The following is a 24,693-nucleotide window of genomic DNA, read 5'->3' on the forward strand; positions in this document are numbered from 1 at the left end:
TTCACCGTCCCTTGAATTGCGGCTTGCGCTTTTCCATGAACGCCTGCCGCCCCTCGCGAAAATCTTCCGAGTCCATGCAGGCAGTCCCGATCGCCTTGATCGCCGCCATGTCGCGCTCGTCCTTGTCCTTCAGCACCTGCGCGATGGTGATCTTCGCCGCCTTCACAGCCAGCGGTGCATTGCCGGAAATGGTACGGGCGATCTCCAGCGTTTCTTCCCACAGCTTGCGGTCGGCCATCACGCGATCGACGAGGCCGATCCGTAGCGCCTCGGCAGAATCGATCCGCATGCCGGTATAAAGGATCAGCCGCGCCCAGGACGGCCCGACCAGGGAGACGAGGTGCCGCAAGCCCTCGAAGCCATAGGCGATGCCGAGCTTGGCGGCGGGAATGCCGAACTGGCTGTTCTCCGAGGCGAACCGCATATCGGTCAGCATCGCGATCTGCATGCCGCCGCCGAGGCAAAACCCGCGGATACACGAGATTGTCGGCTTCGGGTAATCGGCGAGCAGGGCGCGCTGCGCGTCGCTCTTGCGGTTATATTCCTCGTTGGCCTTGGCGTCGCGCCGGTTCTTCTCGAACTGGCTGATGTCGGCGCCCGACATGAAGGCCTTGTCGCCGGCGCCGGTCAAAATCACCACCCGCACGCTGTCGTCGTCGCGCAACTCGATCAGCGCCGCACCGAGCCCCTCCCACATCTCGATCGACATCGCGTTGCGCTTGCCGGGATTGTTGAAGGTGATGATGCCGACGCCCTCGGTAATGCTTTTGAGGATCTTGCCGTCGGCAAAGGATTTTTGATTCTGGGCGGGAACGTCGAGCATAGCGGGCCTTGGCTTTACGGGTGATCAGTTCGCCCGCGCAATGAAGCATTGCTACGCCTGAGCCGCAATGGCGGAAGGGTCTCGATTACCGCATAAGGTCTTGCGGGCGCAGGGTAGCGCCCGGTCCATGCTTGCAGCGCAAAGCTGCCGTCGGCTTGCCGATGAGAGGCGGATCGCTCTCAGGTAGCAAGAAGCCAAATCCGGCCGTCTTAGGCTTTTGCGCCGGTGTTGATGCCCAACATCGAGTAGAGCGGGCAGATACGAAATATCGAAGTGGCCAAGAGAACAATCCCGACCGCGCCGACGACGTATCGCCAATTTCCCCAGCCTTCGAAGAGCCCACTAAATTGCGGGACGAATACCGCGACAATCAATGCGACTCCGACCAGAAAACGGACCACGCGATCCACATTGCCAACGTTGATCATGGATGCCCCTTTCAAAACGACATGTTGGATTTCAAGCTGCTGATTGCGACACCGAATAAGGCAAGCCTTCCTCGATCGGCAACGCGGGATCACGAGACCATTCGTTCCATGACCCGAAGTAGATACTGACGTCCTTGATTCCCGCCTCTTCCAGCGCGACGAACGTGTTGGAGGCCCGCGCGCCTTTGAAGCAGTAGACGATGACCGGCGTGGTCGGCGTGATGCCGACGCTCGCGCACTCGGCCAAAATCTCGGCCGGTGACTTGAACATCTGGCCAACGGGGGTTGGCTTCATCATTCTGTACCATTCGATCCAGACCGAACCTGGAATTCGTCCTTTGCGCGGGCAGAAATCTTTGCCGTAAGGGGACGAGCTTTCGCCGATCCATTCATCGACGTCTCGGACGTCCAACTTGACGATCCGGCGGTCGTTGACCGCAGACTTCATCCGCTCCAGGTTGACCAGGATGCGATCGCCGCGGGGATCAAGGGGAAACTTCCTTTCGGTCGGCGTAGTAACCGCCGAGGTGGTCGGCAATCCCGCGGCAACCCATGCAGCGAAGCCGCCATGAAGCACCTTGATCTTTGGATAGCCCAGCGAACGAAGCAGCACGTAGCCGCGGCACGACTGGCCAAATCCCGTACTCATCGATTGCTCGTAAATGACAGCGGTCTCATTGCCGCCGAGACCGGCCTTGCCGAACGCTGTGGCAAAGGTGGTTTTGAGGGCCTCGGCGCCTTCCGGGGTCGACGTTGCCAGATACGTAAAGACTTCCCGCAGATTGACGGCTCCCGGGATGTGCGCCTCGGCATAGACACTGGGATCGCGCGTGTCGATGAGAACCACCGGTTCGGCTCTCGACATCGCGGAGAGGTCGCTGGGCGATATGAGGACGTTGCCGGCCATGATGTTATCCTCCGCACGGTCATCTTGCTCACCAGATGCCGATTCGGGATTGATTCAAATCAAGGTCGAACGGACGGCGGTTTCCGGACAGTCGCTGGTCGAAGTCGCCGCACCGGCAGTTTTTCTGCCGCATCCCTTCAAGTGAACCGGATCATGGCCTGTGAGACCAAATGGGATCGGGTCAAAGGGGGCCGCGAAAATGAAGGTTGCAACGTCCTTGATCGGCCTGTTCGTCGCTTGCGGGATCGGCGTCTGCAACATCGGCGCGGCCGCGGCCGAGCCTGCGGCGCCGCCCGCCGGCTACACCCTCGATCCGGAATTCACCCAAAAGTCGCCGGACGGCGGATCACGATCGAGCAATACGTGAACAAGGACGCCGATGACTGGAAATGGCAGTTCTGGGTGCGCCGGGAGGGCACGTTCAATCGGCTCGATCCGGAGCAGGACGATTATCCAGCCGGGTTTCGCTTCACCGGCGATCTGAAATGGATCGTGCGGATGCAAAAGACCGGCTCGGGCGAGCAGACGCTTTATCTGTATCGTCTCACGCCGCAGGGCTTCGTTGCCGCGACCGGCAAGCCGCTCGCCGATCTGGCGTGGGCCTACTTGAAGAGCCGCCCGGAATGGCGAAAGGTCAGGAAGGATCCCGAGTATCACATTGCGGCTAATCTGGTGAAGGGGACGGAGGAGAACTATCGCTGGCTCGGCGTCGAGTGGCCTGCGAACCGCTATCTGCTCATCGGCCTTTCGGGTGACGCTGACGTCAAGGGCCGCAAGCCGATGCAGACCGGCGTCGTGAACGGCTGGCGGTGCAGATACGATCTGCAGACCGGCAAGTTCGACGTGCCGGCGCTTTTTTTCAAAGACAATGCGAAAGCCCTGGTGCCGGGGTGAGCGGTTACTCTATCGCGCCAGGTGCGCAGTCAAGGGGTGACTGGCGGCCTGGTTGAAGAAGGCGGCTTCTTCGGCGGTGGCTTCCAGAAGCTGTTCATCCTGGTCGTAGATGTCGTTGCGGAACTGGATGGTCTGGTCGCGGGTCATCCACGCCGTCAGATAAATCCAGGCCACCGGTACCTTCTTCGGCAGAACGATGTCTTCGCGCTGGCCGCTGGCGATCGCCGCATCGACCGCGGCGCGGTTCCACTTCGGCATTTCCTCCTGCAACAGCCAGACGGCGAGATCGCGGACATTGTCGACGCGCGAGCAGCCGTGGGAATCGAAGCGATAGTCGTCGCTGAACAGATTGCGCTGATTGGTGTCGTGCATATAGACCGAGTACGGGTTGGGCATATCGATCTTCACCTGTCCCAGCGCATTCCAGGTGCCGTTCTGCTGGCGCACCGTGAAGTTCGGCGTGTGACTGCCGGACCAGTCGACCGACGCGGGATCGATCGGATGGTCGTGGGCGTCGAGCACCTCCATGTGCATCCGCGAAAGATAGCTCGGGTCCTTGCGCATATGCGCGGAGATCTCGGTTTTGGCGATCGAGGAGGGGACGGTCCAGGTCGGGTTGAGATTGACGCTGGTGATTTCCGCGGTCAGCGTCGGCGACGGCTTTTCGGTTTTGCCGACAATCACGCGATAGCGCCGCACCACGACATCGTTCTCGACGGCTTCGGCAAACGTCGCCGGGATGTTGACGACGACATAGCGCTGGCCGAACGGGAAGCTCATGTTTTGCAGCCGCTCCAGCGAGGCCTCGAGCTGCCTGATCCGCTTTTGAACCGTAACATTGAGGGCGGCCAGCGTGCGCGGCGTCACCGTGCCGGTGGCGGCAAGGCCATGGCGGACCTGGAAATGCTTGACGGCCTCGGCGAGCGCTTCATCAAACGGCCCGGAGGCTTTGTCGGCGGCGAGGTCCTCGGTGATGATCAGCCGCCGGCGCAACAGCTCGTCATTGGGGCCGGCGACACCCAGCGCGAATTTGGCGTCCGATGGAATCATCGGCCAGCCGCCGCGGACCGCGATGTCCGAATAGCTCAGCGCCGCCTCCTTGATCCGCTGCGCCGTGCCCTCGTCGAAGGTCGGCTCATGCGATAGCGCGAGCGCCGCCGCCGAACGCGATTCCGGGGTCGACGCCGCCGGCTTGGCGGCATGCACTGCTGCCGGCGGCTTGGGGGCCACCGGGACCGGGCCATTGTTCTGGGCAAAGGCGGGGGCGCTCGCCAGCAGGATCGCTGAGGCGGCAAGGAAAGGAATGGTTCGCATCGCAAAGTCCCTAAAGCAAAGCTGGAAGTAAGGCATTGAGCAACGTCAAGACAGGCAAAGATCCGGCGCCGGGGCGCGGAATCGGTGACCCGCACTATCGATCATGAGCGTTGCCGTCCCCTTAAGCCCGAATCCGTCAGTCCGCCCGTCCGCGACCACTTTTGATATGTCTGCCGCACGGCTAATCTGGTTCGGATAAGCGCAAACCTTTTAAGAACAAGGCGCTTTCTCCGGGAGGTTCGATGGCTGATGTCGACGCGAATGTCCTGATCGTCGGCGCCGGGCCGGTCGGGCTGACCCTGGCGATCGACCTGGCCTGGCGCGGGGTCGAGGTGACGGTGGCCGAGGCGCGCGCGGCGGGCCAGCCGCCCGAGCCCAAATGCAATCATGTCGCCGCCCGCACCATGGAGATCTTCCGGCGGCTGGGGCTCGCCGAAAAAGTCCGCAATTCAGGCCTGCCCGCCGATTATCCGCATGACGTCAGCTACCGCACGACGTTCACGGGCGAGGAATTGACGCGAATTCCGATTCCCTGCCGCCGCGACCGCTTCACCTGCAAGGAGGGTCCGGATTGCAATTGGCCGACGCCGGAGCCGCCGCATCGCATCAACCAGATTTTTCTCGAGCCGATCCTGTTCGAGCATGCGACGGATCAACAACGCATCCGCATCCTCAACCGCACCGCGGTCGACGATGTCAGGATCGGCGACGCCTTCACGGAGGTGACCTTGCGTGATCTCGATAGCGGCGCAACGAGATCGATGCGATGCCGCTATCTGATCGGATGCGACGGCGCGCGGTCGATCGTCCGCAAGGCGATTGGTGCTGCCTTTGAAGGCGATGCGGTCATCCAGCGCGTGCAGTCGACCTATATTTGCAGCGCCGAGCTGATGTCCTTGCAGCATTGCGCGCCGGCCTGGGGCACCGGCGCCATCAATCCGCGCCGTTCCGGCATGGTCTATGCGATCGATGGCCGCGAGCGCTGGCTCGTGCACAACTACTTAAGGCCAGGCGAGGGTGAGTTCGATTCCGTGGATCGCGATGGCTGCATTCGCGCTATCCTGGGGGTAGGGCCTGATTTCGAGTATGAGGTGATCTCGAAGGAAGACTGGGTCGGACGACGGCTGATCGCGAGCAAATTCCGCGATCGTGGCGCCTTCATCGCCGGCGATGCCGCCCATATCTGGGTGCCATATGCGGGCTATGGCATGAACGCCGGAATTGCCGACGCCACGAGCCTGTCCTGGATGCTGGCGGCCCATCTCAACGGCTGGGCGCCTTCCTCGATTCTCGACGCCTATGAGGCCGAGCGTCTGCCGATCACCAGCCAGGTGTCGCGGTTTGCCATGTCGCATGCCGAGGCCGAGATCCGCCGCCGCGGCGCCGTGCCGGAGACGATCGAAGAGGCGAGCGCGGAGGGCGAACGGATGCGCCGGGAGATCGGCCGCCTCACTTACGAGATCAACGTCCAGCAATATGCCTGCGCCGGTCTCAATTTCGGCAGCTACTACGACCGCTCGCCGATCATCTTCTATGACGGCGCTTCGCCGCCCGCTTACACGATGGGGAGCTTCACGCCGTCAACCGTTCCGGGATGCCGCACCCCGCATCTCTGGGGCGGCGACGGAACCTCGCTTTACGACCGGATGGGACCCGAATTCACGCTGTTGCGCTTCGACCCGGCGATCGATGTCGGGCCGCTGGTGCAGGCTGCCGAAGAGCGGAAACTGCCGCTCAAGGTGATCAATGTGACCGCACCGATTGAACTCGTCGACGCTAAAACGCTCGTGCTGTCGCGGCCGGACCAGCATGTTGCGTGGCGCGACCACTGCGCGCCAGCCGATCCGCTAGACCTGATCGATCACGTCCGCGGCGCCGCGAAGCAAGCCGCTCACTAGTGTGGCGGTTCAGTCTTCGTTGGCCGCGATCGATTCCATCAGGGAGACGAGCTGACGCTGAACCGTCTGATCCTTGATCTTGCTGTAGGCGCGAAGCAACCGAAGGCTGAAGGCGCTATCGAGGAACAGCAGGCTTTCCACTTCGCGCGCCTTGCTGTCGCCGTCATAGAAGAAGGTGACGGGCACATCGAGCGCGGTTGCGATCTGCTGCAAGCGCGCAGCGCCGACGCGATTGACGCCTTTTTCGTACTTCTGGACCTGCTGGAAGCTCACGCCGAGCTGTTCGCCTAGCTCGGCCTGCGAAATCTTCTGTTCCACGCGCCGCAACCGGATGCGCTTGCCAAGCTCGATATCCGGCTTGCCGGCACTGCGCTGCTTCATCTTTTTCGCTATGGATTTGTTCATACTGCTTGTACCCGTCCTTCGTTCACGAAGCGCCTGAATAAACGGAATCCGAGGTCACTTCTTATACATTGGTTCCAGAGTCTGTTCTAATGGTGGAGAACCGCACCCAAATCCGGGAATCTACGGAGATTTAGGGCGTTCTACGGGCAGCCTTAATGGCCGTCAAATTGCCAAGTAAATGAATGACGTTCGTAATGCGAGCCGAACGGTATCTCGTTGCGAGCGTTCCTGTCATCATGCCTCGCTGAAACCCACCGACAAATCGCGCTACCAACGGCGTTTTTCCCCTGGTAGTTTGCATCTAAGGGTCGTTTCTGTCGGGTTTGCAAGCCATAGGTCGTGTAAGAACCTTGGTACCAGCCTGGAGCGGGACGATTTGACGCGTCGGCCGCGGCCTCGCCAGATTGGTTGGCGGCCTATTGCACGGCCGCCGCTGTGGTGGGAGCGAACTGAAACCGGCTTTCGCGGCGCAGCAGTGCGAGCCCTGCATGGAAGGCCGTCGCATGGTCCGGTTGCGGCCGGATCAATACGGGATAGGCTGTGATGTCACAAATCTGTGTAAGGACGAAATCTATCTTCTCGGTCCTAATGCGGCGGGACTTTTTCTGGTGGCAAGGTGTTGATCGGTCCAACGCCATCTTGCGGGCTCGATAACGGAAACACGCTGTGGTTTATGTCGAAGAAAATCTGCGGGACGTGCTGGCGACCCTCGAGGAATGCCAGGCGGCCCTGGTCCATAATGGCGATCACGACACGGCACAGCTGGTTTCGGTCGCGATCCTGGCGCTTCGGATCAAGCTGAACCGGGTCGAAGACTCGGAGCTGAAGGCTTTGTGCGATGCAATGCTGCGGGAGGCTGATGCAAGGCCGGCGCACAGCAAACCGCAGGAAGGATCGCGGCCACGGCCGCCGGTGTCGCTCAAGCTGGTCAAATAGCGCCGCACGCCTGCCGAAACCGTGATATCGGGCCCGCCCTCGTGATTTTGCGGAATGGCGCATATCCGCTACATCAGCGCCCATCATGATCCATGACGTCTCGATCCCCGCCGCGCTGATTGCCGGCCTCGTCAGCTTCCTGTCGCCCTGCGTGTTGCCGCTGGTGCCGCCTTATCTCGTGTACCTGACCGGCGCGACCATCGAGCACGTCGCCAATGACGAGGCGGTGTCGGCCTCGCGCCGCGCGGTGATGATTTCGGCGGTCATGTTCGTGCTCGGCTTCTCCACCGTGTTCGTGGCGCTTGGCGCCAGCGCCTCGCTGATCGGCGGTTTCATCCATGCCTGGTCGGCGGAGCTGTCGCTTCTCGCTGGCTGCGTCATCATCGTCATGGGGCTGCACTTTCTCGGGCTGACGCGGATCGATCTGTTGATGCGGGAAGGGCGCTTGCCGATCCCCAAACCCGTCGGACTGTGGGGCGCCTACCTGATGGGGCTTGCCTTTGCGTTCGGCTGGACGCCGTGCATCGGTCCGATCCTAGCCGCGATCCTGTCGATCGCGGCCTCGGAGGCGACGGTGACCAAAGGCGCCGGCCTGCTCGCGGTCTATTCTGCAGGTCTTGGCATTCCGTTCCTGATCGCCGCCTTCATGGTCGAGCAGTTTTCGACGCTGTTCGCGCGCATGAAAAAGCACCTGGCGCGGGTCGAGCAGGCGATGGGCGTGCTGCTCGTCGTCACCGGCATCGGCTTTCTGACCGGCGGCGTTTCGGCAGTCAGCATCTGGCTGCTCGAGACTTTTCCGAGCCTTCAGACCATCGGTTGAATCTAAAGATTGCTGTCGGTGATGGCTGAATAGACCATGGTGCGCAGCTCGCGCCGAATCGGCGTTGCGGTCGACGGCAATACCTGCGTCATGAAAATCGCAATCAGCTCTTCCAGCGGGTCGATCCAGAACGAGGTCGTTGCCGCGCCGCCCCAGGCATATTCACCCGCGCTTCCGGGAATAAGCGTCCGCGCCGGATCGAGCGTCACCGAAAAGCCGAGACCAAAGCCGATGCCGTGGTAGGTCGCTTCCGAGAACAGCGACCGCGACAGTTCCGGCAGCGTCTTGCCGCCGGGCAGATGGTTTGCCGTCATCAACTGAAGCGTTTTCGGACCGACCAGCCGCACGCCGTCGAGCTCGCCGCCATTGAGCAGCGCGCGACAGAAGCTGAGATAATCGGCCGAGGTCGAGCACAGTCCGCCGCCGCCGGAAATGAGATCGGGCGGCGACAGGAAGGATGAGGTCGCCGGATCGTCCTGCAGCGTCAGTCCGCCTTTGCGGTCGGTGGCGTGAAAGGTCATGGCGCCTTGCGGACTCGCCGAATAGCATGCCGCCAGGCGGCGCGCCTTGTCGGCTGGGACGAAGAAGCCGGTGTCCTTCATGCCAAGCGGATCGAAGATGCGCTCCTGCAGGAATTGTTCGAACGGCTTGCCGCTGATCAGGCCGATGAGATAGCCGATTACGTCGGTGGAGACCGAGTAATTCCAGGCTTCGCCCGGCGAGAACTCCAGTGGAAGCTTGGCGAGGCCCTCGATCATCGATTGCAGCGTGCCGGCCTTCTCGACCTCGCCGATTTTCAGTTCGCGATAGGCGGCATCGACATTGCCGCGCTGCTGGAAGCCGTAGGTCAGGCCGGACGTATGCCGCATCAGATCGATGATCTGCATCGGCCTGGACGGCGGTCGGGTGAGAAACGCCGGCCACACCCCGGCCTGGAACACGCCGAGGTTTTTCCATTCCGGAATATATTTATGGACGGGCTCGTCGAGCGCGACGCGGCCTTCTTCGACCAGCATCATGAAGGCGATGCTGGTGACCGGCTTGGTCATGGAGTAGATGCGGTAGATCGTGTCGTCCTTGACCGCGACCTTCCGCTCGATATCGGCCAGCCCTTGCGAGGAATTGTGAACGAGCCGGCCGCGCCGATAGACCATGAGCTGGGTGCCGGGAAAGCGGCGGGTCTCGATGTAGCGCTCGCGCAAATGGCGGTCGATCCGCTCAAGCGCGGCTTTTGACATGCCGGCGGCTTCGGGCGAGGCGAGGGCAAGCGGGCTCGGCATAGTATTTCACCTCTTGAAAAGCGGAATGTAGCTCTTAGCCCATATCGGCATGGCGTTCCAATGACCGATCTAAAGGTATAGATTGGCGCCAAATAGACGTAACCCCAAGGACGCAGCGAAATGCCCCAGTTCAGCGAGACCGAACTTACCGACGCCGTCATCAAGAGCTTCGAGGAAGTCCAGGACCCCCGGATCAAGTTCCTGATGGAAGAACTCGTGAAGTCGCTGCATGCCTTCGTGCGCAAGACCGATCTGACCTTCGCCGAATGGGAATACGCGATCGACTTCTTGACCCGCGTCGGCCAGAAGTGCACGCCAAGCCGGCAGGAATTCATTTTGCTCTCGGACGTGCTCGGTGTCTCGATGCTGGTCGACGCGGTCAATCACCGCCAGCGCGAAGGCGCGACCGAAACCACCGTGCTCGGCCCGTTCTATGTCGGCGAGCACAAGGTGATGCCGCATGGCACCGACGTCTCACCCAATCTCGAAGGCGAGAAGATGTTCGTGCAGGGTCGTGTGACCAATCTCGAGGGCAAGCCGCTCGCCAACGTGCCCGTCGATATCTGGCATGCCGATGATGACGGCTGGTACGATTCACAGAAGCCGGATTACGAGACGGCAGGTCCGTCCTCGCGCGGCCGCTTTGTCACGGATGCCGACGGCCGGTTCTACTTCCGCACCATTTTGCCGTGCAGCTATCCGATCCCGACCGACGGTCCGGTCGGACAGATGATCTTGGCGCTGCATCGTCATCCGATGCGCCCGGCCCACGTGCATTTCCTGGTGAACGCGCCCGGACACGAGCCGCTGGTCACGCACGTCTTCGTCGAAGGCGACAAATACATCGACACCGACGTCGTGTTCGGGGTGAAGGAAGAGCTGATCGCCAAGGTCGAGAAGCGTACCGACCCTACCATGCCGGACGGTAAGCCGGCCAAGGCGCCGTGGCATCTCATGACCTACGAATTCCGTCTGAAGCCCGGACAGGGCGTGGCGCCGAAGCCGATGGCGGCGGTGAGCGAGGACGCGTGAGGCTTCCCGGCCTCAGTGTCCTCTCGCCAGCAAGACGATCACGATCAACGCAAGCAGCGCCGTCGTGCACTTCCAGAACAGGTTCGGATTGCGTTCGATCAGCGGCCGCGCGGAGGCGTTGACGTAATTCGGATTGGGGTGGCGGAGGTCGTAAACGAATTCGGACAGGCTGTCGTAACGCTTCGCCGGATCGGTGTGCACCGCCCGCCGCAACGCGGCGTCCATCCATACCGGGACATCGCGATTTGTCTCCGAGGCGGACTTGTATCTCAATTTGTTGAATTGCGACCGGGTTCGGGCTTGCGCGATTTGGGCGCCATACGGCAATTGGCCCGTCAGCATCTGGTAGGCGATCACGCCGAGCGAGAACAAGTCGGAGCGTGCTGAGCCGCCTTCGCCGCGGAAATATTCTGGTGCGGTGTACTGCGCGGTGCCGAGAATATCGTCGGCTGCAACCGGAGCCGCAACTTCGGCGACCCCGGCGATTTTCGTCGCGCCGAAGTCGATGATCTTGGCCGTCCCGGTCTTGTCGATCATGATGTTGTCGGGCCGCAGATCCTGATGCAGCATTTCCTTGCGATGAAACGCCCGCAGACCTTTCGCGACCTGCTCGACGATGTTGCGCACGGTTTCCAGATCGGGTTTGGGATGGTCGATCATCCATTGCCGCAGCGTCTGTCCCTCGACATATTCCATCGCGACGTAGAGATAGTTGCGCTTTCGCGAGGGCTGGCAAGGTTTAAGCACGTGCGGGCTGTCGAGGCGGCGGGCGACCCATTCCTCCATCATGAAGCGTTTGAGGTAGGCCGGATCGTCACGCAGGTCGATCGAGGGAATCTTGATTCCAACCAGCGCGTCGCTGTCGGTATCGACGGCAAGATAAATATGGCTGCGATGGCTCGCATGCAGTTCGCGGACGATCTGGTAGCCGTCGAAGACGCTGCGTGCCTCGAGCAGCGGCGGAAGCGGCAGTTCCGATGACGGTTGAAGTATCTCGCTCGCCTCGCGCGATGGCGTTTCATCGATCCGCACGATCTGGATCGTCAGGTTGTCCTGGCTGCCATGTTGCAAGGCCTCGTCGACGATGCGTCTTGCGACGGCATCGAGGTCGGCGGGGTGTTCTCTCACCGCGGTTGCGATGAACCGTCCGCTGACATGTTCGTAAACGCCGTCGGTGGCGAGCACGAACACGTCGCCTGTTTCGGCGGACAGTGCCTGATAGTCGATTTCGATTTGCGGATTAATGCCGAGCGCCCGACCGAGATAGGTCTGCTCCGATGAAACGATCACGCGATGATCGTCCGTCAACTGTTCGAGCGTGTGATCCGCAAGGCGATAGACGCGGCAATCGCCGACATGGAAGATGTGCGCCGTCGTCGATCGAAGCACCAGCGCAGTGAAAGTGCAGACGTAGCCCTTGTCCCGGTCATAGGCATATTGGCTGCGCCGTGTCTGTGAATGCAGCCAGGCATTGGTTGCCGCCAGCACGCGCTGGGCGGACGTCTTCACCGACCAGGATTCGGACGTACAGTAATAGTCGGTCAGGAAGCTCTTGACTGCCGACTCGCTCGCAATGTGACTGACTTCGCTCGAGCTGATGCCGTCGGCGATGACAACGGCGATGCCTTTCAGTGCCAGCAGCGGCTCAGTCGGGATCAGCGCGCCATGGAAATCCTGATTGGTCGGCTTGCGGCCTTTGTCCGAACATTGCCCCAGCGATATCCGCAATTCGGCCGGCATGATTGCCTACGGAAAAAGGGAGCCCGCCAAAGCGACGATTGGCGGCGGACTCCCGGGTTGAAGCGTTAGACCGCGACGCGGACCGGTGCCGCCTTGGTGTCACGCTTGGGCGCGGTGCGCACATGCGTGGCGTAGAGCGTCAATCCGGTGAAGGAGAGTCCCCCGACGAGATTGCCGAGCACGGTCGGGATTTCATTCCAGATGAAGTAATCCATGATCGAGAATTTGGCGTGCAGCATCAGTCCCGACGGAAACAGGAACATGTTCACGACCGAATGCTCGAACACCATATAGAAGAACACCAGGATCGGCATCCACATCGCGATCACCTTGCCGGGGACGGTGGTGGAGATCATGGCGCCGACCACGCCGGTCGAAACCATCCAGTTGCAGAGCATGCCGCGAATGAACAGCGTGACCATGCCGGCGGCGCCATGCGAAGCGTAGCCGAGCGTCCGCGATTCGCCGATATTGCCGAGCGCTGCGCCGACCTTGTCGGGATCCTGCGTAAAGCCGAAGGTCGTGACGAATGCCATCATGAAAGCAACCGTCAGCGCGCCGGCGAAGTTGCCGATGAACACCAGCCCCCAGTTTCGCAGCACGCCATAAAGCGTGACGCCGGGCCTCTTGTCGATCAGCGCCAGCGGAGTGAGCACGAATACGCCTGTCAACAGATCGAAGCCCAGCAGATAGAGCATGGAAAAGCCAACGGGAAACAACAGCGCACCAACGATTGGCTGGCCGGTGTTGACGTTGATCGTGACTGCAAACCAGGCGGCGAGCGCCAGGATGGCGCCGGCCATATAGGCGCGGATCACGGTGTCCCGCGTTGACATGAAGATCTTGGATTCTCCGGCATCCACCATCTTGGTCACGAATTCCGAAGGCACGAGATAAGACATTGAAAGTCCTCTTTGGTCAGGTTCAGCCAGGGCGCGGCGGCTCGCAGTGATTGTCGATCCGAAGTCGCAAGCTCCGGATTGCTCTTCACGATGATGATGTCGGCATCCGTGGATTGCTGCGTCATCCGCCCATGTCTCGGTCGAGGACAAGCCAAGGGAAACTCGACGGGCGATGTCTCGAGGACATCGCAGCTTGAGCCGAAGTTGCCTCGCTCGGGGGTGACGTCTGATTGTTTTTCAGCCAGCGCGGCCTTGAGCAATCCGGTAGATCGCAGTCTTCGTTGACTAGCGATTAAGCGATGCAATCGACATGCCATATCGCTTCGCGCCGCCGTGGCCGCGATGCTGCGATGTCCTTGGGCAAATCCGCCGCGAAATTTGAGCACCTTGTTCAGAGCTTGCGCAAAATTGGCGTGCAGCCGGCTTTCCAGCGAGGTGCGGGTGCTTTTTTGAGCGTATCTGCTCAACCTTTGTGCGGCGCACAACAAATGAGCGACTGCAAATTTTGAATGCGGATTGCTGTTGGCCAGAGAATCGGTCGATCAGGAGTAAAACATTGTCCTGGTTTATGTTTTTGTCTTTCGCGGGCTTGGCACGAAGCTTGAATAACCTTTGTGGGGACGCCATCGACGCCGTCCGCTGAAAAGCCATTCATCCGAATTGCGACCGCTTGACCGGGCTTCGCCCGGAACGCGCTGCCGTGCCCTCCGGCTGGCGATCCGACAGGACCTTCAGACAAAGGAATTTTCAATGAGCGCGAAAGACCCGACCTGGATTTCCGACTGGAACCCTGAAGATCCGACCTTCTGGGAGACCAGGGGCAAGGTGACGGCCCGCCGCAACCTGATCTGGTCGATCGTCGCCGAGCATATCGGATTTTCCGTCTGGCTGATCTGGAGCATCGTCGCGACCAAGCTGCCGGCCGCCGGCTTTCACTATACAACCGACGAACTCTTTCAGCTTGTCGCCATTCCGGGCCTGATCGGCTCGTTAATGCGCTTTCCCTATACTTTTGCGGTGACGACGTTCGGCGGCCGCAACTGGACGATCTTCTCGGCCGCGGTTCTCTTCATTCCGACCTTCGGACTTGCTTATTTCGTCAGCCAGCCCGACACGCCGTTCTGGCTGATGCTGCTGGTGGCTTCGACCGCGGGCCTCGGCGGCGGCAATTTTGCCTCCAGCATGGCCAACATCTCTTTCTTCTATCCCGACCGCATGAAGGGTTGGGCGCTGGGCCTCAATGCCGCCGGCGGCAATATCGGCGTGTCCAGCGTTCAGCTGATCACGCCGATCCTGATGGGCCTCGGCGTCATCAATCTCTACCAGGCGACACCGGTCTCCGGCGTCTATTTGCAGAATGCCGGCCTGATGTGGGTAATCCCGCTGATCATCGCGGTCTGCGGCGCCGTGTTCTTCATGAACAACCTGACCTCGGCGAAGTCCTCGTTCAAGGATCAGCTCGCGATCGTCAAGCGCAAGCACACCTGGATCATGTCCTTTATCTATATCGGGACGTTCGGATCCTTCATCGGCTATTCCGCCGCGTTTCCGCTTCTGATCAAGACGCAATTTCCGCAGATCACGATCGGCATCGCGTTCCTCGGTCCGCTGGTCGGTTCGCTGTCGCGCCCGTTCGGCGGCTTGCTCGCCGACAAGATCGGCGGCGCGATCATCACGTTCTGGAACTTCATCGCGATGGCGGCGGCCACGATCGGCGTCATCTATTTCGTAGGCATCAAGGACTTCACCGGCTTCCTGGCGATGTTCCTGATCCTGTTCGTGACCACCGGCATCGGCAACGGCTCGACCTACCGGATGATCCCCTCGATCTTCCGCGAGGAAAATCTGCGCAAGGCGCGCGGCAAGGGCGATGCCGGCCGTGCGATGGCGATCAAGACCGCGAGCATCGAGAGCGGCGCGGCGCTCGGCTTCATCGGCGCGATTGGCGCTTGCGGCGGCTACTTCATTCCGAGCGGCTTCGGCAAGTCGATCGCGGTGACCGGCGGCCCGCAGCTCGCGCTCGTGATCTACCTCGGCTTCTACGCGATCTGCCTCGCCTTCACCTGGTGGTTCTACCTGCGCCGCAGCCCGGCGGAGGCTAGCGCGACGGGTCTCGCCGAGGCGCGGATCTGAGCTGAAAACAAGTCCCGCGAGCCTTCGCGGTTGAAAGATCGACCTCGTTCCGCACGCGGGACGAGGACCTAAAGCGAAAAAGCAACAGGCAGGAGCAAGATATGACGCCGGATCAGGTCAAGCTTGTGCAACAGAGTTTCTCCAAGGTGGTGCCGATCGCCGATAAGGCGGCGGTGCTGTTCTACGACCGCCTGTTCGAAATTGCTCCGCAGGTGAAGGCGATGTTCCCCGCCGACATGACCGAGCAGCGCAAGAAGCTGATCGCCATGCTTGCCGCGGTCGTAAACGGTCTTTCCGATCTGCCTTCGATCCTTCCCGCGGCAAGCGCGCTGGCCAAACGCCATCTCGCCTATGGCGCCAAGGCCGAGCACTACCCCGTCGTTGGCGCCGCCTTGCTGTGGACGCTGGAAAAGGGATTGGGCGAAGCCTGGACCACTGATGTCGCCAGTGCAAGGACCACCGCCTACGCAACGCTGTCCGGCTTCATGGTTTCGGAAGCCTATGGCAACTCGCAAGCTGCTGAATAGGAAACATTGATGAGTGAATCGCTCGTCATCGTCGGCAATGGCATGGCGGCCGCGCGCCTCGTCGATGAACTCGCCAAGGTCGCCCTCGGGCGGTATGCGATCGCCGTCATCGGCGCCGAGCCGCGGCTTGCCTATAACCGCGTGCTGCTGTCCTCGGTTCTGGCGGGCGAAACCGCATCGCATGAAATCGAGCTCAAGCCGGCCAATTGGTGGCGCGACCGCGGGGTCACGCTGAAATATGGCTGCACCGTCGACGAGATCGATGTCGGCCGCCGTGAGCTGAAGATCGCCGGTGAAGAGAGTGTCGGCTTCTCCAAGCTGGTGCTAGCGACCGGATCAACGCCGCTGCGGCTCAATGTGCCCGGCGTCGAACTGTCCGGCGTGCACACCTTCCGCGACAGCCGGGACGTCGATTTGCTGCTGACGCTGGCTGCCGCCAAAAAGCGCGTGGTCGTGATCGGCGGCGGATTGCTCGGGCTGGAAGCCGCTTATGGGCTCGCGAAGGCCGGTGCGCCGGTGACGCTGGTTCACCTGATGGATCGCTTGATGGAGCGCCAGCTCGACGCGCCGGCGGCCGCGCTGCTCAAATCGCTGGTCGAGAACAAGGGCATCAAGGTTCTGCTCAACGCCAGTACCAAGGCCATCGTCGGCGAGCGGCGTGTCGAAGGCGTCGAACTCAGCGACGGGCAGCGGATCGACGCCGATGTGGTGATCCTGGCTGCCGGCATCCGGCCCAATATCACGCTGGCCAAGGAAGGCGGCATTGCCGTCAATCGCGGCGTCATCGTCGACGATCAGCTTCAGACCGACAAGGCCGGCATCTTCGCACTCGGCGAATGCGCCGAACATCGCGGCATCTGCTATGGCCTGGTCGAACCGGCCTATGAGCAGGCCAGGGTGCTGGCGCAGCATCTGGCAGGCCGCAACGCCGCCTATACCGGCAGTGTGGTCGCCACCAATCTCAAGGTGTCCGGCGTCGGCGTATTTTCAGCCGGCGACTTTCTCGGCAGCGATCGCAGCGAAACCAGCGTGCTCAGCGACGTCAGGCGCGGCGTCTACAGGAAACTCGTGATCGAAGACGGTCGCCTGATCGGCGCCGTGCTGGTCGGCGATACCAGCGATGCGCTCTGGTATCTCGAACTGATCCGCAAGCGCGAAAACATTGCGGCCGTTCGCAAGGACATGATGTTCGGCCGGCCGGCCGCGCCATTGGCCGTCGCGGCATGATCGGGCGCTTGCGATGACTGCGGTCGATACTTCCCTTCAGACCACATCGACGACCTGCCCCTATTGCGGCGTCGGTTGCGGCGTGCTGGCGACGCCCGATGGACGCGGGGGCGCCGCGATTTCCGGCGATCCCTCGCACCCGGCCAATCTCGGCCGGCTTTGTTCGAAGGGTTCGGCGCTCGGCGAGACGCTGGGTCTTCAAGATCGTCTGCTCTATCCGATGATCCGTTGCAGCAATGGTGCGATGGAGCGGATTGCCTGGACCGATGCGCTCGATCATGTCGCGCATCGTTTTGCCCACATCGTTGCGCGCGATGGTCCGGGCGCGGTCGCGTTCTATCTGTCCGGGCAGTTGCTGACCGAGGATTATTATGTCGCCAACAAGCTGATGAAGGGCTTCATCGGCAGCGCCAATGTCGACACCAATTCGCGGCTGTGCATGGCGTCGTCGGTGGCGGGTCATCGCCGCGCCTTCGGCGCCGACACCGTTCCCGGAAACTACCAGGACCTCGACCAGGCCGATCTCCTGGTGCTGGTCGGCTCCAACGCCGCCTGGTGTCACCCGGTGTTGTTTCAGCGCATGGTGGCCAACAGGCAGCGGCGCGGCGCGCGCATGGTCGTGATCGATCCGCGCAAGACCGACACCTCGGAAGATGCCGATCTGTTTCTGGGGCTGAAGCCCGGCACCGATACCGCGCTATTTTCGGGGCTGTTGGTGCATCTGGCCGATCATGGCGTGCTCGATCGCGAATATATCGAGCGTCACACCAGCGGTTTTGACGAAGCGCTGGCGCGCGGCCGCGCCATCGCCGGCAGCGTCGTGGAAACTGCCTTGGCCACCGGCCTTTCCGAATCGGACGTCGCGGCCTTCTTCGAAATGTTCGCGGCGACCGAACGCGTGGTCACGCTTTACTCGCAAGGCGTCAACCAGTCGGCGCAGGGCACCGACAAGGTCAATGCGATTCTCAATTGCCACCTGGCGACCGGGCGGATCGGCAAGGTCGGCGCGTCGCCGTTTTCGCTGACGGGACAGCCGAACGCGATGGGTGGCCGCGAAGTCGGCGGCCTCGCAAACCAGCTCGCCGCGCATATGAACTTCACGCCGCCCGATATCGACCGGGTGCGCCGGTTCTGGAATGCGCCGCGCATCGCGACCCATGAAGGTTTGAAAGCGGTGCAGATGTTCGAGGCGATCGGCCGCGGCGAGATCAAGGCGCTGTGGGTGATGGGCACCAATCCCGCCGTGTCGTTGCCCGAGGCCGATGCCGCGCGCGATGCACTGAAGAAACTTGAACTGTTCGTGATCTCCGAGAACGTGCTCTCCAACGACACCGTCGGCGTCGGCGCTCATGTGCTGCTGCCGGCGCTTGCCTGGGGCGAGAAGTCCGGCACCGTCACCAACTCCGAGCGGCGCATCTCGCGTCAGCGCGCATTTCTGCCGGCGCCGGGCGAGGCGCGGCCGGACTGGTGGATCATCAGTGAGGTCGCAAAGCGGCTCGGCTTTGCGTCGGCTTTCGATTACCGCTCGGCGGCGGCGATCTTTCGCGAGCACGCAGGCCTGTCATCCTTCGAGAATAACGGCAGCCGCGATTTCGATATCGGGGCCTTGAGCTCGGTGTCGGACGAAGGGTTCGACGAGATGGCGCCCATCCTGTGGCCGTTTCGCTACGGTGATATCGAGCCATCGGAACGGTTCTTTTCGAGCGGCGCGTTCTTCACGGGCGACCGCAAGGGACGGTTCGTTGCACCCGAGCGGCCGGTGCTGCGCACCGAAACCTACGAGGGCCGGCCGCTGCGGCTGAATACCGGCCGCATCCGCGATCAGTGGCACACGATGACGCGCACCGGCACCAGCGCGCGGCTGGGCGCGCATCTGCCCGAGCCGTTCGTCGAGGTCCATCCCGACGACGCCGCACGATTTGGGCTTGCCGACGGATCGTTCGCCCGCGTCACCACCGATCACGGACAGTGCACGCTCAAGGTCGTCGTCAGCCCGCGGCAACAGCGCGGCATGCTGTTTGCGCCGATCCATTGGAGCGCGGCCAACGCCTCCAGCGCGCGGGTCGGTGCGCTGGTCGCGCCCCTGATCGATCCGTTTTCCGGCCAGCCGGAGGCCAAGGCGACACCGGCGTCGATCACGCCATATGAGTATGTGTTTCGCGGCTTCGTGCTGTCGCGCAAGCCGGTCAAGTTGCCCGACCATGCCTGGTGGGCGCGCGCCACCGTCAATGGCGGCCTCGGTTATCTCATCGCCGATAACGCCGAGCTGAAGGGCTGGTCGTCCTGGTTGCGCGCGGTAGCCGGCGAGGAGCTTGCCGAGTATTGCGACTTTGGCGGCGGCGTGTATCGCGCGGCATCGTTCACGGACGATGCGATCGAGACTTGCCTGTTTCTCGGACCGGCGCGTGACGCCGGCGACTGGGATGCGGTCAAGGAATTGTTCGCAGCCGGCTCACTTGACGACGATCAGCGGCGCATGTTGCTGTCTGGAAAGCCTGCGCAGGGAACGGCCAGCGCGGGTCCCGTCGTTTGCGCCTGTTTCGGCGTCGGCCGTACCACGATCTGCGATGCGATCGCCGCAGGTAGCCGTTCGGCGGCCGAGCTCGGCGTCAAATTGAAAGCCGGCACCAATTGCGGCTCGTGCATTCCCGAACTCAAGCGCCTGATCGCGCAAGCGGGAACCGACCACGAACGCGCCAAATTGGTCGCGGCAAGCTGATCGACGTTTCAGATCATGTGATCTATGGTGCGCCCGCTTTCGCGCCATAGGGCACTTCCATGAAACACAAGAAATTCGGACCAACCGGCCATGATGTTTCGGTCATCGGGCAGGGCACCTGGTATATCGACCGTGGCGACCGCAAGTCGGCGGTTGCCGCGCTGCGCCGCGGGCTGGATCTCGGCATGACTCACATTGACACCGCCGAGATGTATGGCGATGCGGAACTCGTCATCGCCGAGGCGATCGCAGGACGACGCGACGAGACCTTTTTGGTGTCCAAGGTGCTGCCAAGCAACGCCTCGCGGCGCAGCACCATCGCCGCTTGCGAACGTTCGTTGACGCGCCTGAAGACGGATCGGCTCGATTGTTATCTCCTGCACTGGCGCGGCAGTGTTCCGCTGTCGGAGACGGTTGCCGGTTTCGAGCAACTGGTGAGCGCTGGCAAAATCCGATCCTGGGGCGTCTCCAATTTCGATGCGGATGACCTCGACGAGATGCGCGGCGTCGCCGGCGACGGAAAGATCGCCTGCAATCAGGTGCTGTATCATTTGCAGGAACGCGCGATCGAGCACGCGGTGATGCCGTGGTGCGCAAAACACGACGTCGCCGTGGTGGCCTATTCGCCGTTCGGCCATAACGATTTTCCGCAACCCGGCAGCAAAAGTGGCGCGCTGTTGCAGACCATTGCCAAACGCCTTCGCGTTTCGACGCGCCAGGTCGCGCTGGCGTTTCTGGCGCGCGATCCGCACGTGTTCCCGATTCCCAAGGCATCGAGCGCGGAACATGCCGCTGATAACGCGGCGGCCGGCGATCTCGTGCTCAGCGCCGAGGACATTGCGGCGCTGGACCAGGCGTTCCCGCGCGGAGCGAAACCGCGAAGCCTGCCAATGCTTTGAGGCCGCATGGTGAGCGAATGGTTGCGCTGAAAGGTTGCGCCGTCCCGTTGCGCGCATATCCGCTGCCTGTTTTCGGGTGTTGTGACAATCGCGCGATGGCGCTTTTTTGAGGGCTGCCCGATTCGGTGAGCCCCCAATTCAAGCCGTGACTCCTCCTTCAGCAGCCTTAAAGCTCGACAGCGTTCCCTTGCCGTCGCCCGAGCAGAAGCCGGCGGTCAAGACCGCGCCCGCGCGCGCCGACCGGCCGCTGCGCGGAATAGCGCTGTTGATCGCTTCGACGGTTTTTCTCGGCACGTCGGACGCGACCTCGAAATATCTCTCGACGACGCTGCCCTCGATCGAGATCGCCTGGATCAGGTTCCTGATCTTCCTGATCATCATGGTTCCGGCGATGGTGCCGGCCTCGCCGCTGTTCGCGTTGAAGACCCAGCGTCCAGTGCTGCAGGTGATGCGCGGGGCCGCGCTGCTGAGCTCTTCGCTGTTGTTCATCTCGGGCCTGCGATTCCTTCCCATTGCGGAAGCCTCCGCTACCAGCTTTGTCTCGCCGCTATTCGTCACCGCGCTCTCGATCATGTTTCTTGGCGAGAAAGTCGGCTTGAGGCGCTGGGTTGCGACGGCGATCGGGTTGATCGGGGTGATGATCGTGCTGCGTCCGGGCACCGGCGCGTTCCATCCGGCCGCATTCTTCCCCGTGGTGTCGGCATTCGCCTGGGCCTGCTGCCTGATCATGACGCGCCGCATGAGCGGGCACGAACGCGTGATGGTCACCATGACCTATTCGTCGATCACGGGCTTCGCGCTTCTCTGCGCGCTGGTTCCCCTGGTCTGGGTGACGCCGACCTGGCACGATATTATGTTCGGCGTCATCATCGGCCTGACGTCGACGGCCGGACAGTGGATCGTTGTGCTGGCGTTTCGCTATGCCGACGCCTCGGTGCTGGCACCGTTTTCCTATGTCCAGTTGCTTTGGGTCACGTTCCTCGGCTTTGTGATCTTCGGTGAAGTGCCTGATCTCTGGACCATCGCGGGCGCGGCCTTCATCGTCGCGAGCGGTCTCTATACCGCGCATCGCGAGCGCGTGCGGCACTCGCAGCTCGCAGCGCTCGCTGCCGAGCGCTCGCCGAACGCATAAGGCGCGGTGTGGTCACACCGGCAGCGCGATTGAATATTTCACCTGACTGAGCGCAAAGCTCGACTCGATTGAGGCAATGCCGTCGAGCCGCGTCAGCTTGTTTTTCAGGAATGCTTCGTAGGAAGACAGATCGGCGGCGACGACGCGTAAGAGATAGTCGCGGTTGCCAGTCATCAGGTAGCACTCGAGCACTTCCTCCCATTTCGAGATCGCGCGGGCGAAGCGGTTGAGATCCTCTTCCTTCTGCCGCGCCAGCTTGATCGAGATGAAGACGCTGACATGAAGGCCGACCGACTTTTGGTCGACGGTCGCGATGTAGCGGGTGATCACGCCGCGCTCCTCCAGAAGTTTTACCCGGCGATGACAGGGCGAGACCGACAGCCCGACCTTCTCGGCGAGCTCGGCCATGGTGATGCGGCCGTCGGATTGCAGATGGCCGAGGATCTTGCGGTCGATGGCGTCGAGGGCATGCATTGGGATGAACCATTTATCAGGAGGGTGTATTTGGCAAATTATACCAAAAAACGCGGGTATACCGCCAAAATTTGAGATTTTCGGCATCGCTCGCCGCGGTAACATTCAGCCAAAATAGCCGCCAAACGCCGTTGGCCGGGAGCACGCCATGCCGATCGAACCCTCACGCCTCGACATTCTGAATGCGCTGACGCGCAAAGTGCTGTGGCTGTCCTCGTGGACCATTCACCACGCCAACCATGTCAGGCCCAATATCGATGGCCTGAAGGTCGGCGGCCATCAGGCCTCATCGGCTTCGCTCGCCACCATCATGTCGGCGCTGTATTTCTCGGTGCTCCGGCCACAGGACCGCGTCGCGGTGAAGCCGCATGCGAGTCCCGTGTTTCACGCCATCCAGTATCTGTTCGGACATCAGACCCGCGAGAAGCTGGAGAACTTCCGTGGCTTCAAGGGCGCGCAATCCTATCCGTCGCGGACCAAGGACGTCGATGATGTAGATTTCTCGACGGGTTCGGTCGGTCTCGGCGTCGCGCAGACGCTGTTTTCATCGCTGGTGCAGGACTACGTCAAGGCGCATGGCTGGGCCAAGGACCGTCCCGAAGGGCGGATGATTGCGCTGGTCGGCGACGCCGAGATGGACGAAGGCAATATCTTCGAGGCGTTGCTGGAGGGCTGGAAGCATGGCCTGCGCAACACCTGGTGGGTCGTCGACTATAACCGCCAGAGCTTGGATGCGGTGGTGCGCGAAGGCCTCTGGGAAAAATTCGAAACCATGTTCCGGAATTTCGGCTGGGACGTGGTGATCGTCAAATACGGCAGCCTGATGCGCGAGGCCTTTGCCGAGCCGGGTGGCGAGGCGCTGCGTAAATGGATCGATGCCTGTCCAAACCAGCTTTATGCGGCACTGTGCTTCCAGGGCGGCGCGGCGTTCCGCAAGCACTTGCGCGACGAGATCGGCGATCAGGGACCAGTGACGAAGCTGATCGACAAGCGCAGCGACGACGAATTGCTGGCGCTGATGTCCAATCTCGGCGGCCACGACATGGCGAGCATGCTGGAGGCGTTCGGCTCGATCGATCATGATCGGCCGGTCTGCTTCATCGCCTATACGATCAAGGGCGTCGGTCTGCCGTTCCAGGGCCACAAGGACAACCATGCCGGCCTGATGACGGTTGCGCAGATGGAAAAGTGGCGCAGCCACCAGAACATCCGTCCCGGTCACGAGTGGGACAAGTTCGAAGGCCTGCCGCTCGAGCCGGCCGAAATCGAAGCGTTCCTGTCAAAGGTCCCCTTCAACCGTGAGGGCCGGCGGCGCCTGAGCGCGCCGGCAGTCGCGGTGCCGGAGCGGCTCACCTTCGCGCCGTCGGCGCAGATGTCGACCCAGCAGGGTTTTGGATTGTTGCTGAATGAACTCGCGCGCGGCGATAGCGCGCTGGCCGAGCGTATCGTCACGGCCTCGCCCGACGTCACGGTGTCGACCAACCTTGGTGCCTGGGTCAACCGCCGCGGCCTGTTCGCGCGCGCCGAGAAGGCCGACCTGTTCCGCAGCGAAAAGATCCCCTCGACCTTCAACTGGGATGCCTCGCCCAAGGGCCAGCACATCGAACTTGGCATCGCCGAGATGAACCTGTTCATACTGATGTCGGCGCTCGGATTGTCGCACACGATCAACGGCGAGCGGCTGTTGCCGGTCGCCACGCTCTACGATCCCTTCATTGAGCGCGGCCTCGATGCCTTGAACTACGCCTGCTACCAGGATGCGCGGTTCATGGTTGCGGCGACGCCGTCCGGCATCACGCTGGCGCCGGAAGGTGGCGCCCATCAGTCGATCGCAACGCCTTTGATCGGCATGGCGCAGGATGGTCTTGCGTCCTTTGAGCCGGCCTTCGTGGACGAACTCGCCGTCATTATGCGCTGGGGTTTCCAGCACATGCAGCGCGAATACGGCGAGGGCGGTTCGGTCTATCTGCGGCTCACCACCCGCAGTATCGACCAGCCGCAGCGCATCATGTCGCCCGAACTCGAGGCCGGCATTACCGAAGGCGCGTATTGGCTGCGCAAACCCGGACCGAATGCGGAAGTCGTCGTTGCCTATACCGGCGCGGTCGCGCCGGAAGCGATCGAGGCAGTCGGGCTACTTGGCGAAAACCGCCGCGACATCGGCCTGCTCGCCATCACCTCCGCCGACCGGCTGTATGCGGGA

General features: G+C 61.9%; 23 protein-coding genes. 13 read left to right on the forward strand and 10 right to left on the reverse strand.

Features of this window, described 5'->3' with window-relative positions:
* Position 1 precedes the first annotated feature (1 nt).
* The 3 genes from VFL62_RS14100 to VFL62_RS14110 form a co-directional block, all read right to left on the reverse strand.
* Entirely contained in the window at positions 2–823 is an 822-nt protein-coding gene (locus VFL62_RS14100; RefSeq protein WP_325172996.1) for an enoyl-CoA hydratase, read from the reverse strand.
* 209 nt (positions 824–1,032) lie between these two features.
* A complete protein-coding gene (locus tag VFL62_RS14105) occupies positions 1,033–1,251 on the reverse strand; it encodes a DUF2892 domain-containing protein (RefSeq protein WP_325172997.1) in 219 nt (72 codons plus the stop codon).
* Between the two features lie 31 nt (positions 1,252–1,282).
* On the reverse strand, positions 1,283–2,158 hold the full coding sequence (locus VFL62_RS14110; RefSeq protein ID WP_325172998.1) for a sulfurtransferase: 876 nt from the start codon (positions 2,156–2,158) through the stop codon (positions 1,283–1,285).
* 199 nt (positions 2,159–2,357) lie between these two features.
* Here VFL62_RS14110 and VFL62_RS14115 point away from each other — a divergent pair, with 199 nt between their 5' ends.
* Positions 2,358–2,525, forward strand: a complete 168-nt coding sequence (locus VFL62_RS14115) for a hypothetical protein (protein WP_325172999.1) — start codon at positions 2,358–2,360, stop codon at positions 2,523–2,525.
* Positions 2,522–3,052 carry a hypothetical protein gene (locus VFL62_RS14120; protein ID WP_325173000.1) on the forward strand — a complete coding sequence of 177 codons (531 nt, stop codon included), beginning with the start codon at positions 2,522–2,524 and terminating at the stop codon, positions 3,050–3,052. Before VFL62_RS14115 ends, VFL62_RS14120 begins: the two co-directional genes overlap by 4 nt.
* A gap of 9 nt (positions 3,053–3,061) precedes the next feature.
* Here the strand turns inward: VFL62_RS14120 and VFL62_RS14125 are convergent, their stop codons facing one another.
* Entirely contained in the window at positions 3,062–4,366 is a 1,305-nt protein-coding gene (locus tag VFL62_RS14125; protein WP_325173001.1) for a L,D-transpeptidase family protein, read from the reverse strand.
* A 242-nt stretch (positions 4,367–4,608) separates the two neighbouring features.
* On the opposite strand from VFL62_RS14125, the gene VFL62_RS14130 reads away from it, so the two are divergent.
* Complete coding sequence (locus tag VFL62_RS14130) at positions 4,609–6,264, forward strand: FAD-dependent oxidoreductase (protein WP_325173002.1); 1,656 nt, start codon at positions 4,609–4,611, stop codon at positions 6,262–6,264.
* Between the two features lie 9 nt (positions 6,265–6,273).
* Here the strand turns inward: VFL62_RS14130 and VFL62_RS14135 are convergent, their stop codons facing one another.
* On the reverse strand, positions 6,274–6,669 hold the full coding sequence (locus VFL62_RS14135; RefSeq protein WP_325173003.1) for a helix-turn-helix transcriptional regulator: 396 nt from the start codon (positions 6,667–6,669) through the stop codon (positions 6,274–6,276).
* 666 nt (positions 6,670–7,335) lie between these two features.
* Here VFL62_RS14135 and VFL62_RS14140 point away from each other — a divergent pair.
* Positions 7,336–7,605, forward strand: coding sequence for a hypothetical protein (locus tag VFL62_RS14140; RefSeq protein WP_325173004.1), 270 nt, complete (start codon positions 7,336–7,338; stop codon positions 7,603–7,605).
* Positions 7,606–7,690: 85 nt separating this feature from the next.
* Complete coding sequence (locus tag VFL62_RS14145; RefSeq protein WP_325173005.1) at positions 7,691–8,425, forward strand: cytochrome c biogenesis CcdA family protein; 735 nt, start codon at positions 7,691–7,693, stop codon at positions 8,423–8,425.
* Positions 8,426–8,427: 2 nt separating this feature from the next.
* On the opposite strand, the gene VFL62_RS14150 is transcribed toward VFL62_RS14145, so the two are convergent.
* Positions 8,428–9,705, reverse strand: a complete 1,278-nt coding sequence (locus VFL62_RS14150; protein ID WP_325173006.1) for a serine hydrolase domain-containing protein — start codon at positions 9,703–9,705, stop codon at positions 8,428–8,430.
* 120 nt (positions 9,706–9,825) lie between these two features.
* Between VFL62_RS14150 and VFL62_RS14155 the strand changes: the two genes are divergently transcribed.
* Entirely contained in the window at positions 9,826–10,737 is a 912-nt protein-coding gene (locus tag VFL62_RS14155) for an intradiol ring-cleavage dioxygenase (RefSeq protein ID WP_325173007.1), read from the forward strand.
* Between the two features lie 12 nt (positions 10,738–10,749).
* Here VFL62_RS14155 and VFL62_RS14160 read toward each other — a convergent pair whose 3' ends face one another.
* The 3 genes from VFL62_RS14160 to VFL62_RS14170 all read right to left on the reverse strand — a co-directional run bounded on the left by VFL62_RS14160 (position 10,750) and on the right by VFL62_RS14170 (position 13,846).
* On the reverse strand, positions 10,750–12,477 hold the full coding sequence (locus VFL62_RS14160) for a bifunctional protein-serine/threonine kinase/phosphatase (RefSeq protein WP_325173008.1): 1,728 nt from the start codon (positions 12,475–12,477) through the stop codon (positions 10,750–10,752).
* A 65-nt stretch (positions 12,478–12,542) separates the two neighbouring features.
* The gene (locus VFL62_RS14165) at positions 12,543–13,379 is read right to left on the reverse strand and encodes a formate/nitrite transporter family protein (RefSeq protein ID WP_325173009.1); all 837 of its coding nucleotides are present in this window, start codon (positions 13,377–13,379) and stop codon (positions 12,543–12,545) included.
* A complete protein-coding gene (locus tag VFL62_RS14170) occupies positions 13,349–13,846 on the reverse strand; it encodes a hypothetical protein (RefSeq protein WP_325173010.1) in 498 nt (165 codons plus the stop codon). The genes VFL62_RS14165 and VFL62_RS14170 overlap by 31 nt, the downstream gene beginning before the upstream one ends.
* Positions 13,847–14,129: 283 nt before the next feature.
* On the opposite strand from VFL62_RS14170, the gene VFL62_RS14175 reads away from it, so the two are divergent.
* The 6 genes from VFL62_RS14175 (at position 14,130) to VFL62_RS14200 (ending at position 22,016) form a co-directional block, all read left to right on the forward strand.
* Positions 14,130–15,512 (forward strand): MFS transporter, encoded by a 1,383-nt coding sequence (locus tag VFL62_RS14175; RefSeq protein WP_325173011.1) that lies wholly within the window; start codon positions 14,130–14,132, stop codon positions 15,510–15,512.
* Between the two features lie 101 nt (positions 15,513–15,613).
* On the forward strand, positions 15,614–16,039 hold the full coding sequence (locus tag VFL62_RS14180; protein ID WP_325173012.1) for a globin family protein: 426 nt from the start codon (positions 15,614–15,616) through the stop codon (positions 16,037–16,039).
* Positions 16,040–16,048: 9 nt separating this feature from the next.
* Positions 16,049–17,266 (forward strand): NAD(P)/FAD-dependent oxidoreductase, encoded by a 1,218-nt coding sequence (locus VFL62_RS14185; protein ID WP_325173013.1) that lies wholly within the window; start codon positions 16,049–16,051, stop codon positions 17,264–17,266.
* Between the two features lie 13 nt (positions 17,267–17,279).
* Positions 17,280–19,985 (forward strand): molybdopterin-dependent oxidoreductase, encoded by a 2,706-nt coding sequence (locus tag VFL62_RS14190; RefSeq protein ID WP_325173014.1) that lies wholly within the window; start codon positions 17,280–17,282, stop codon positions 19,983–19,985.
* 59 nt (positions 19,986–20,044) lie between these two features.
* Complete coding sequence (locus VFL62_RS14195) at positions 20,045–20,884, forward strand: aldo/keto reductase (protein ID WP_325173015.1); 840 nt, start codon at positions 20,045–20,047, stop codon at positions 20,882–20,884.
* A gap of 187 nt (positions 20,885–21,071) precedes the next feature.
* A complete protein-coding gene (locus tag VFL62_RS14200) occupies positions 21,072–22,016 on the forward strand; it encodes a DMT family transporter (RefSeq protein WP_414644714.1) in 945 nt (314 codons plus the stop codon).
* A 12-nt stretch (positions 22,017–22,028) separates the two neighbouring features.
* On the opposite strand, the gene VFL62_RS14205 is transcribed toward VFL62_RS14200, so the two are convergent.
* Positions 22,029–22,490 (reverse strand): Lrp/AsnC family transcriptional regulator, encoded by a 462-nt coding sequence (locus tag VFL62_RS14205; RefSeq protein WP_325173017.1) that lies wholly within the window; start codon positions 22,488–22,490, stop codon positions 22,029–22,031.
* 148 nt (positions 22,491–22,638) lie between these two features.
* On the opposite strand from VFL62_RS14205, the gene VFL62_RS14210 reads away from it, so the two are divergent.
* Positions 22,639–24,693, forward strand: a 2,055-nt coding sequence (locus VFL62_RS14210) for a transketolase (protein WP_325173018.1), incomplete at its 3' end; no start/stop codon positions are given.

It is taken from the genome of Bradyrhizobium sp. (genome assembly GCF_035701725.1).
Lineage (GTDB): Bacteria > Pseudomonadota > Alphaproteobacteria > Rhizobiales > Xanthobacteraceae > Bradyrhizobium.

Bases quoted from the DNA above. Each gene is read 5' to 3' on its own strand.
- VFL62_RS14100 (WP_325172996.1), bottom strand. From the start codon at position 823: ATGCTCGACGTTCCCGCCCAGAATCAAAAATCCTTTGCCGACGGCAAG.
- VFL62_RS14105 (WP_325172997.1), bottom strand. From the start codon at position 1,251: ATGATCAACGTTGGCAATGTGGATCGCGTGGTCCGTTTTCTGGTCGGA.
- VFL62_RS14110 (WP_325172998.1), bottom strand. From the start codon at position 2,158: ATGGCCGGCAACGTCCTCATATCGCCCAGCGACCTCTCCGCGATGTCG.
- VFL62_RS14115 (WP_325172999.1), top strand. From the start codon at position 2,358: ATGAAGGTTGCAACGTCCTTGATCGGCCTGTTCGTCGCTTGCGGGATC.
- VFL62_RS14125 (WP_325173001.1), bottom strand. From the start codon at position 4,366: ATGCGAACCATTCCTTTCCTTGCCGCCTCAGCGATCCTGCTGGCGAGC.
- VFL62_RS14130 (WP_325173002.1), top strand. From the start codon at position 4,609: ATGGCTGATGTCGACGCGAATGTCCTGATCGTCGGCGCCGGGCCGGTC.
- VFL62_RS14135 (WP_325173003.1), bottom strand. From the start codon at position 6,669: ATGAACAAATCCATAGCGAAAAAGATGAAGCAGCGCAGTGCCGGCAAG.
- VFL62_RS14145 (WP_325173005.1), top strand. From the start codon at position 7,691: ATGATCCATGACGTCTCGATCCCCGCCGCGCTGATTGCCGGCCTCGTC.
- VFL62_RS14150 (WP_325173006.1), bottom strand. From the start codon at position 9,705: ATGCCGAGCCCGCTTGCCCTCGCCTCGCCCGAAGCCGCCGGCATGTCA.
- VFL62_RS14155 (WP_325173007.1), top strand. From the start codon at position 9,826: ATGCCCCAGTTCAGCGAGACCGAACTTACCGACGCCGTCATCAAGAGC.
- VFL62_RS14160 (WP_325173008.1), bottom strand. From the start codon at position 12,477: ATGCCGGCCGAATTGCGGATATCGCTGGGGCAATGTTCGGACAAAGGC.
- VFL62_RS14165 (WP_325173009.1), bottom strand. From the start codon at position 13,379: ATGTCTTATCTCGTGCCTTCGGAATTCGTGACCAAGATGGTGGATGCC.
- VFL62_RS14175 (WP_325173011.1), top strand. From the start codon at position 14,130: ATGAGCGCGAAAGACCCGACCTGGATTTCCGACTGGAACCCTGAAGAT.
- VFL62_RS14180 (WP_325173012.1), top strand. From the start codon at position 15,614: ATGACGCCGGATCAGGTCAAGCTTGTGCAACAGAGTTTCTCCAAGGTG.
- VFL62_RS14185 (WP_325173013.1), top strand. From the start codon at position 16,049: ATGAGTGAATCGCTCGTCATCGTCGGCAATGGCATGGCGGCCGCGCGC.
- VFL62_RS14190 (WP_325173014.1), top strand. From the start codon at position 17,280: ATGACTGCGGTCGATACTTCCCTTCAGACCACATCGACGACCTGCCCC.
- VFL62_RS14195 (WP_325173015.1), top strand. From the start codon at position 20,045: ATGAAACACAAGAAATTCGGACCAACCGGCCATGATGTTTCGGTCATC.
- VFL62_RS14205 (WP_325173017.1), bottom strand. From the start codon at position 22,490: ATGCATGCCCTCGACGCCATCGACCGCAAGATCCTCGGCCATCTGCAA.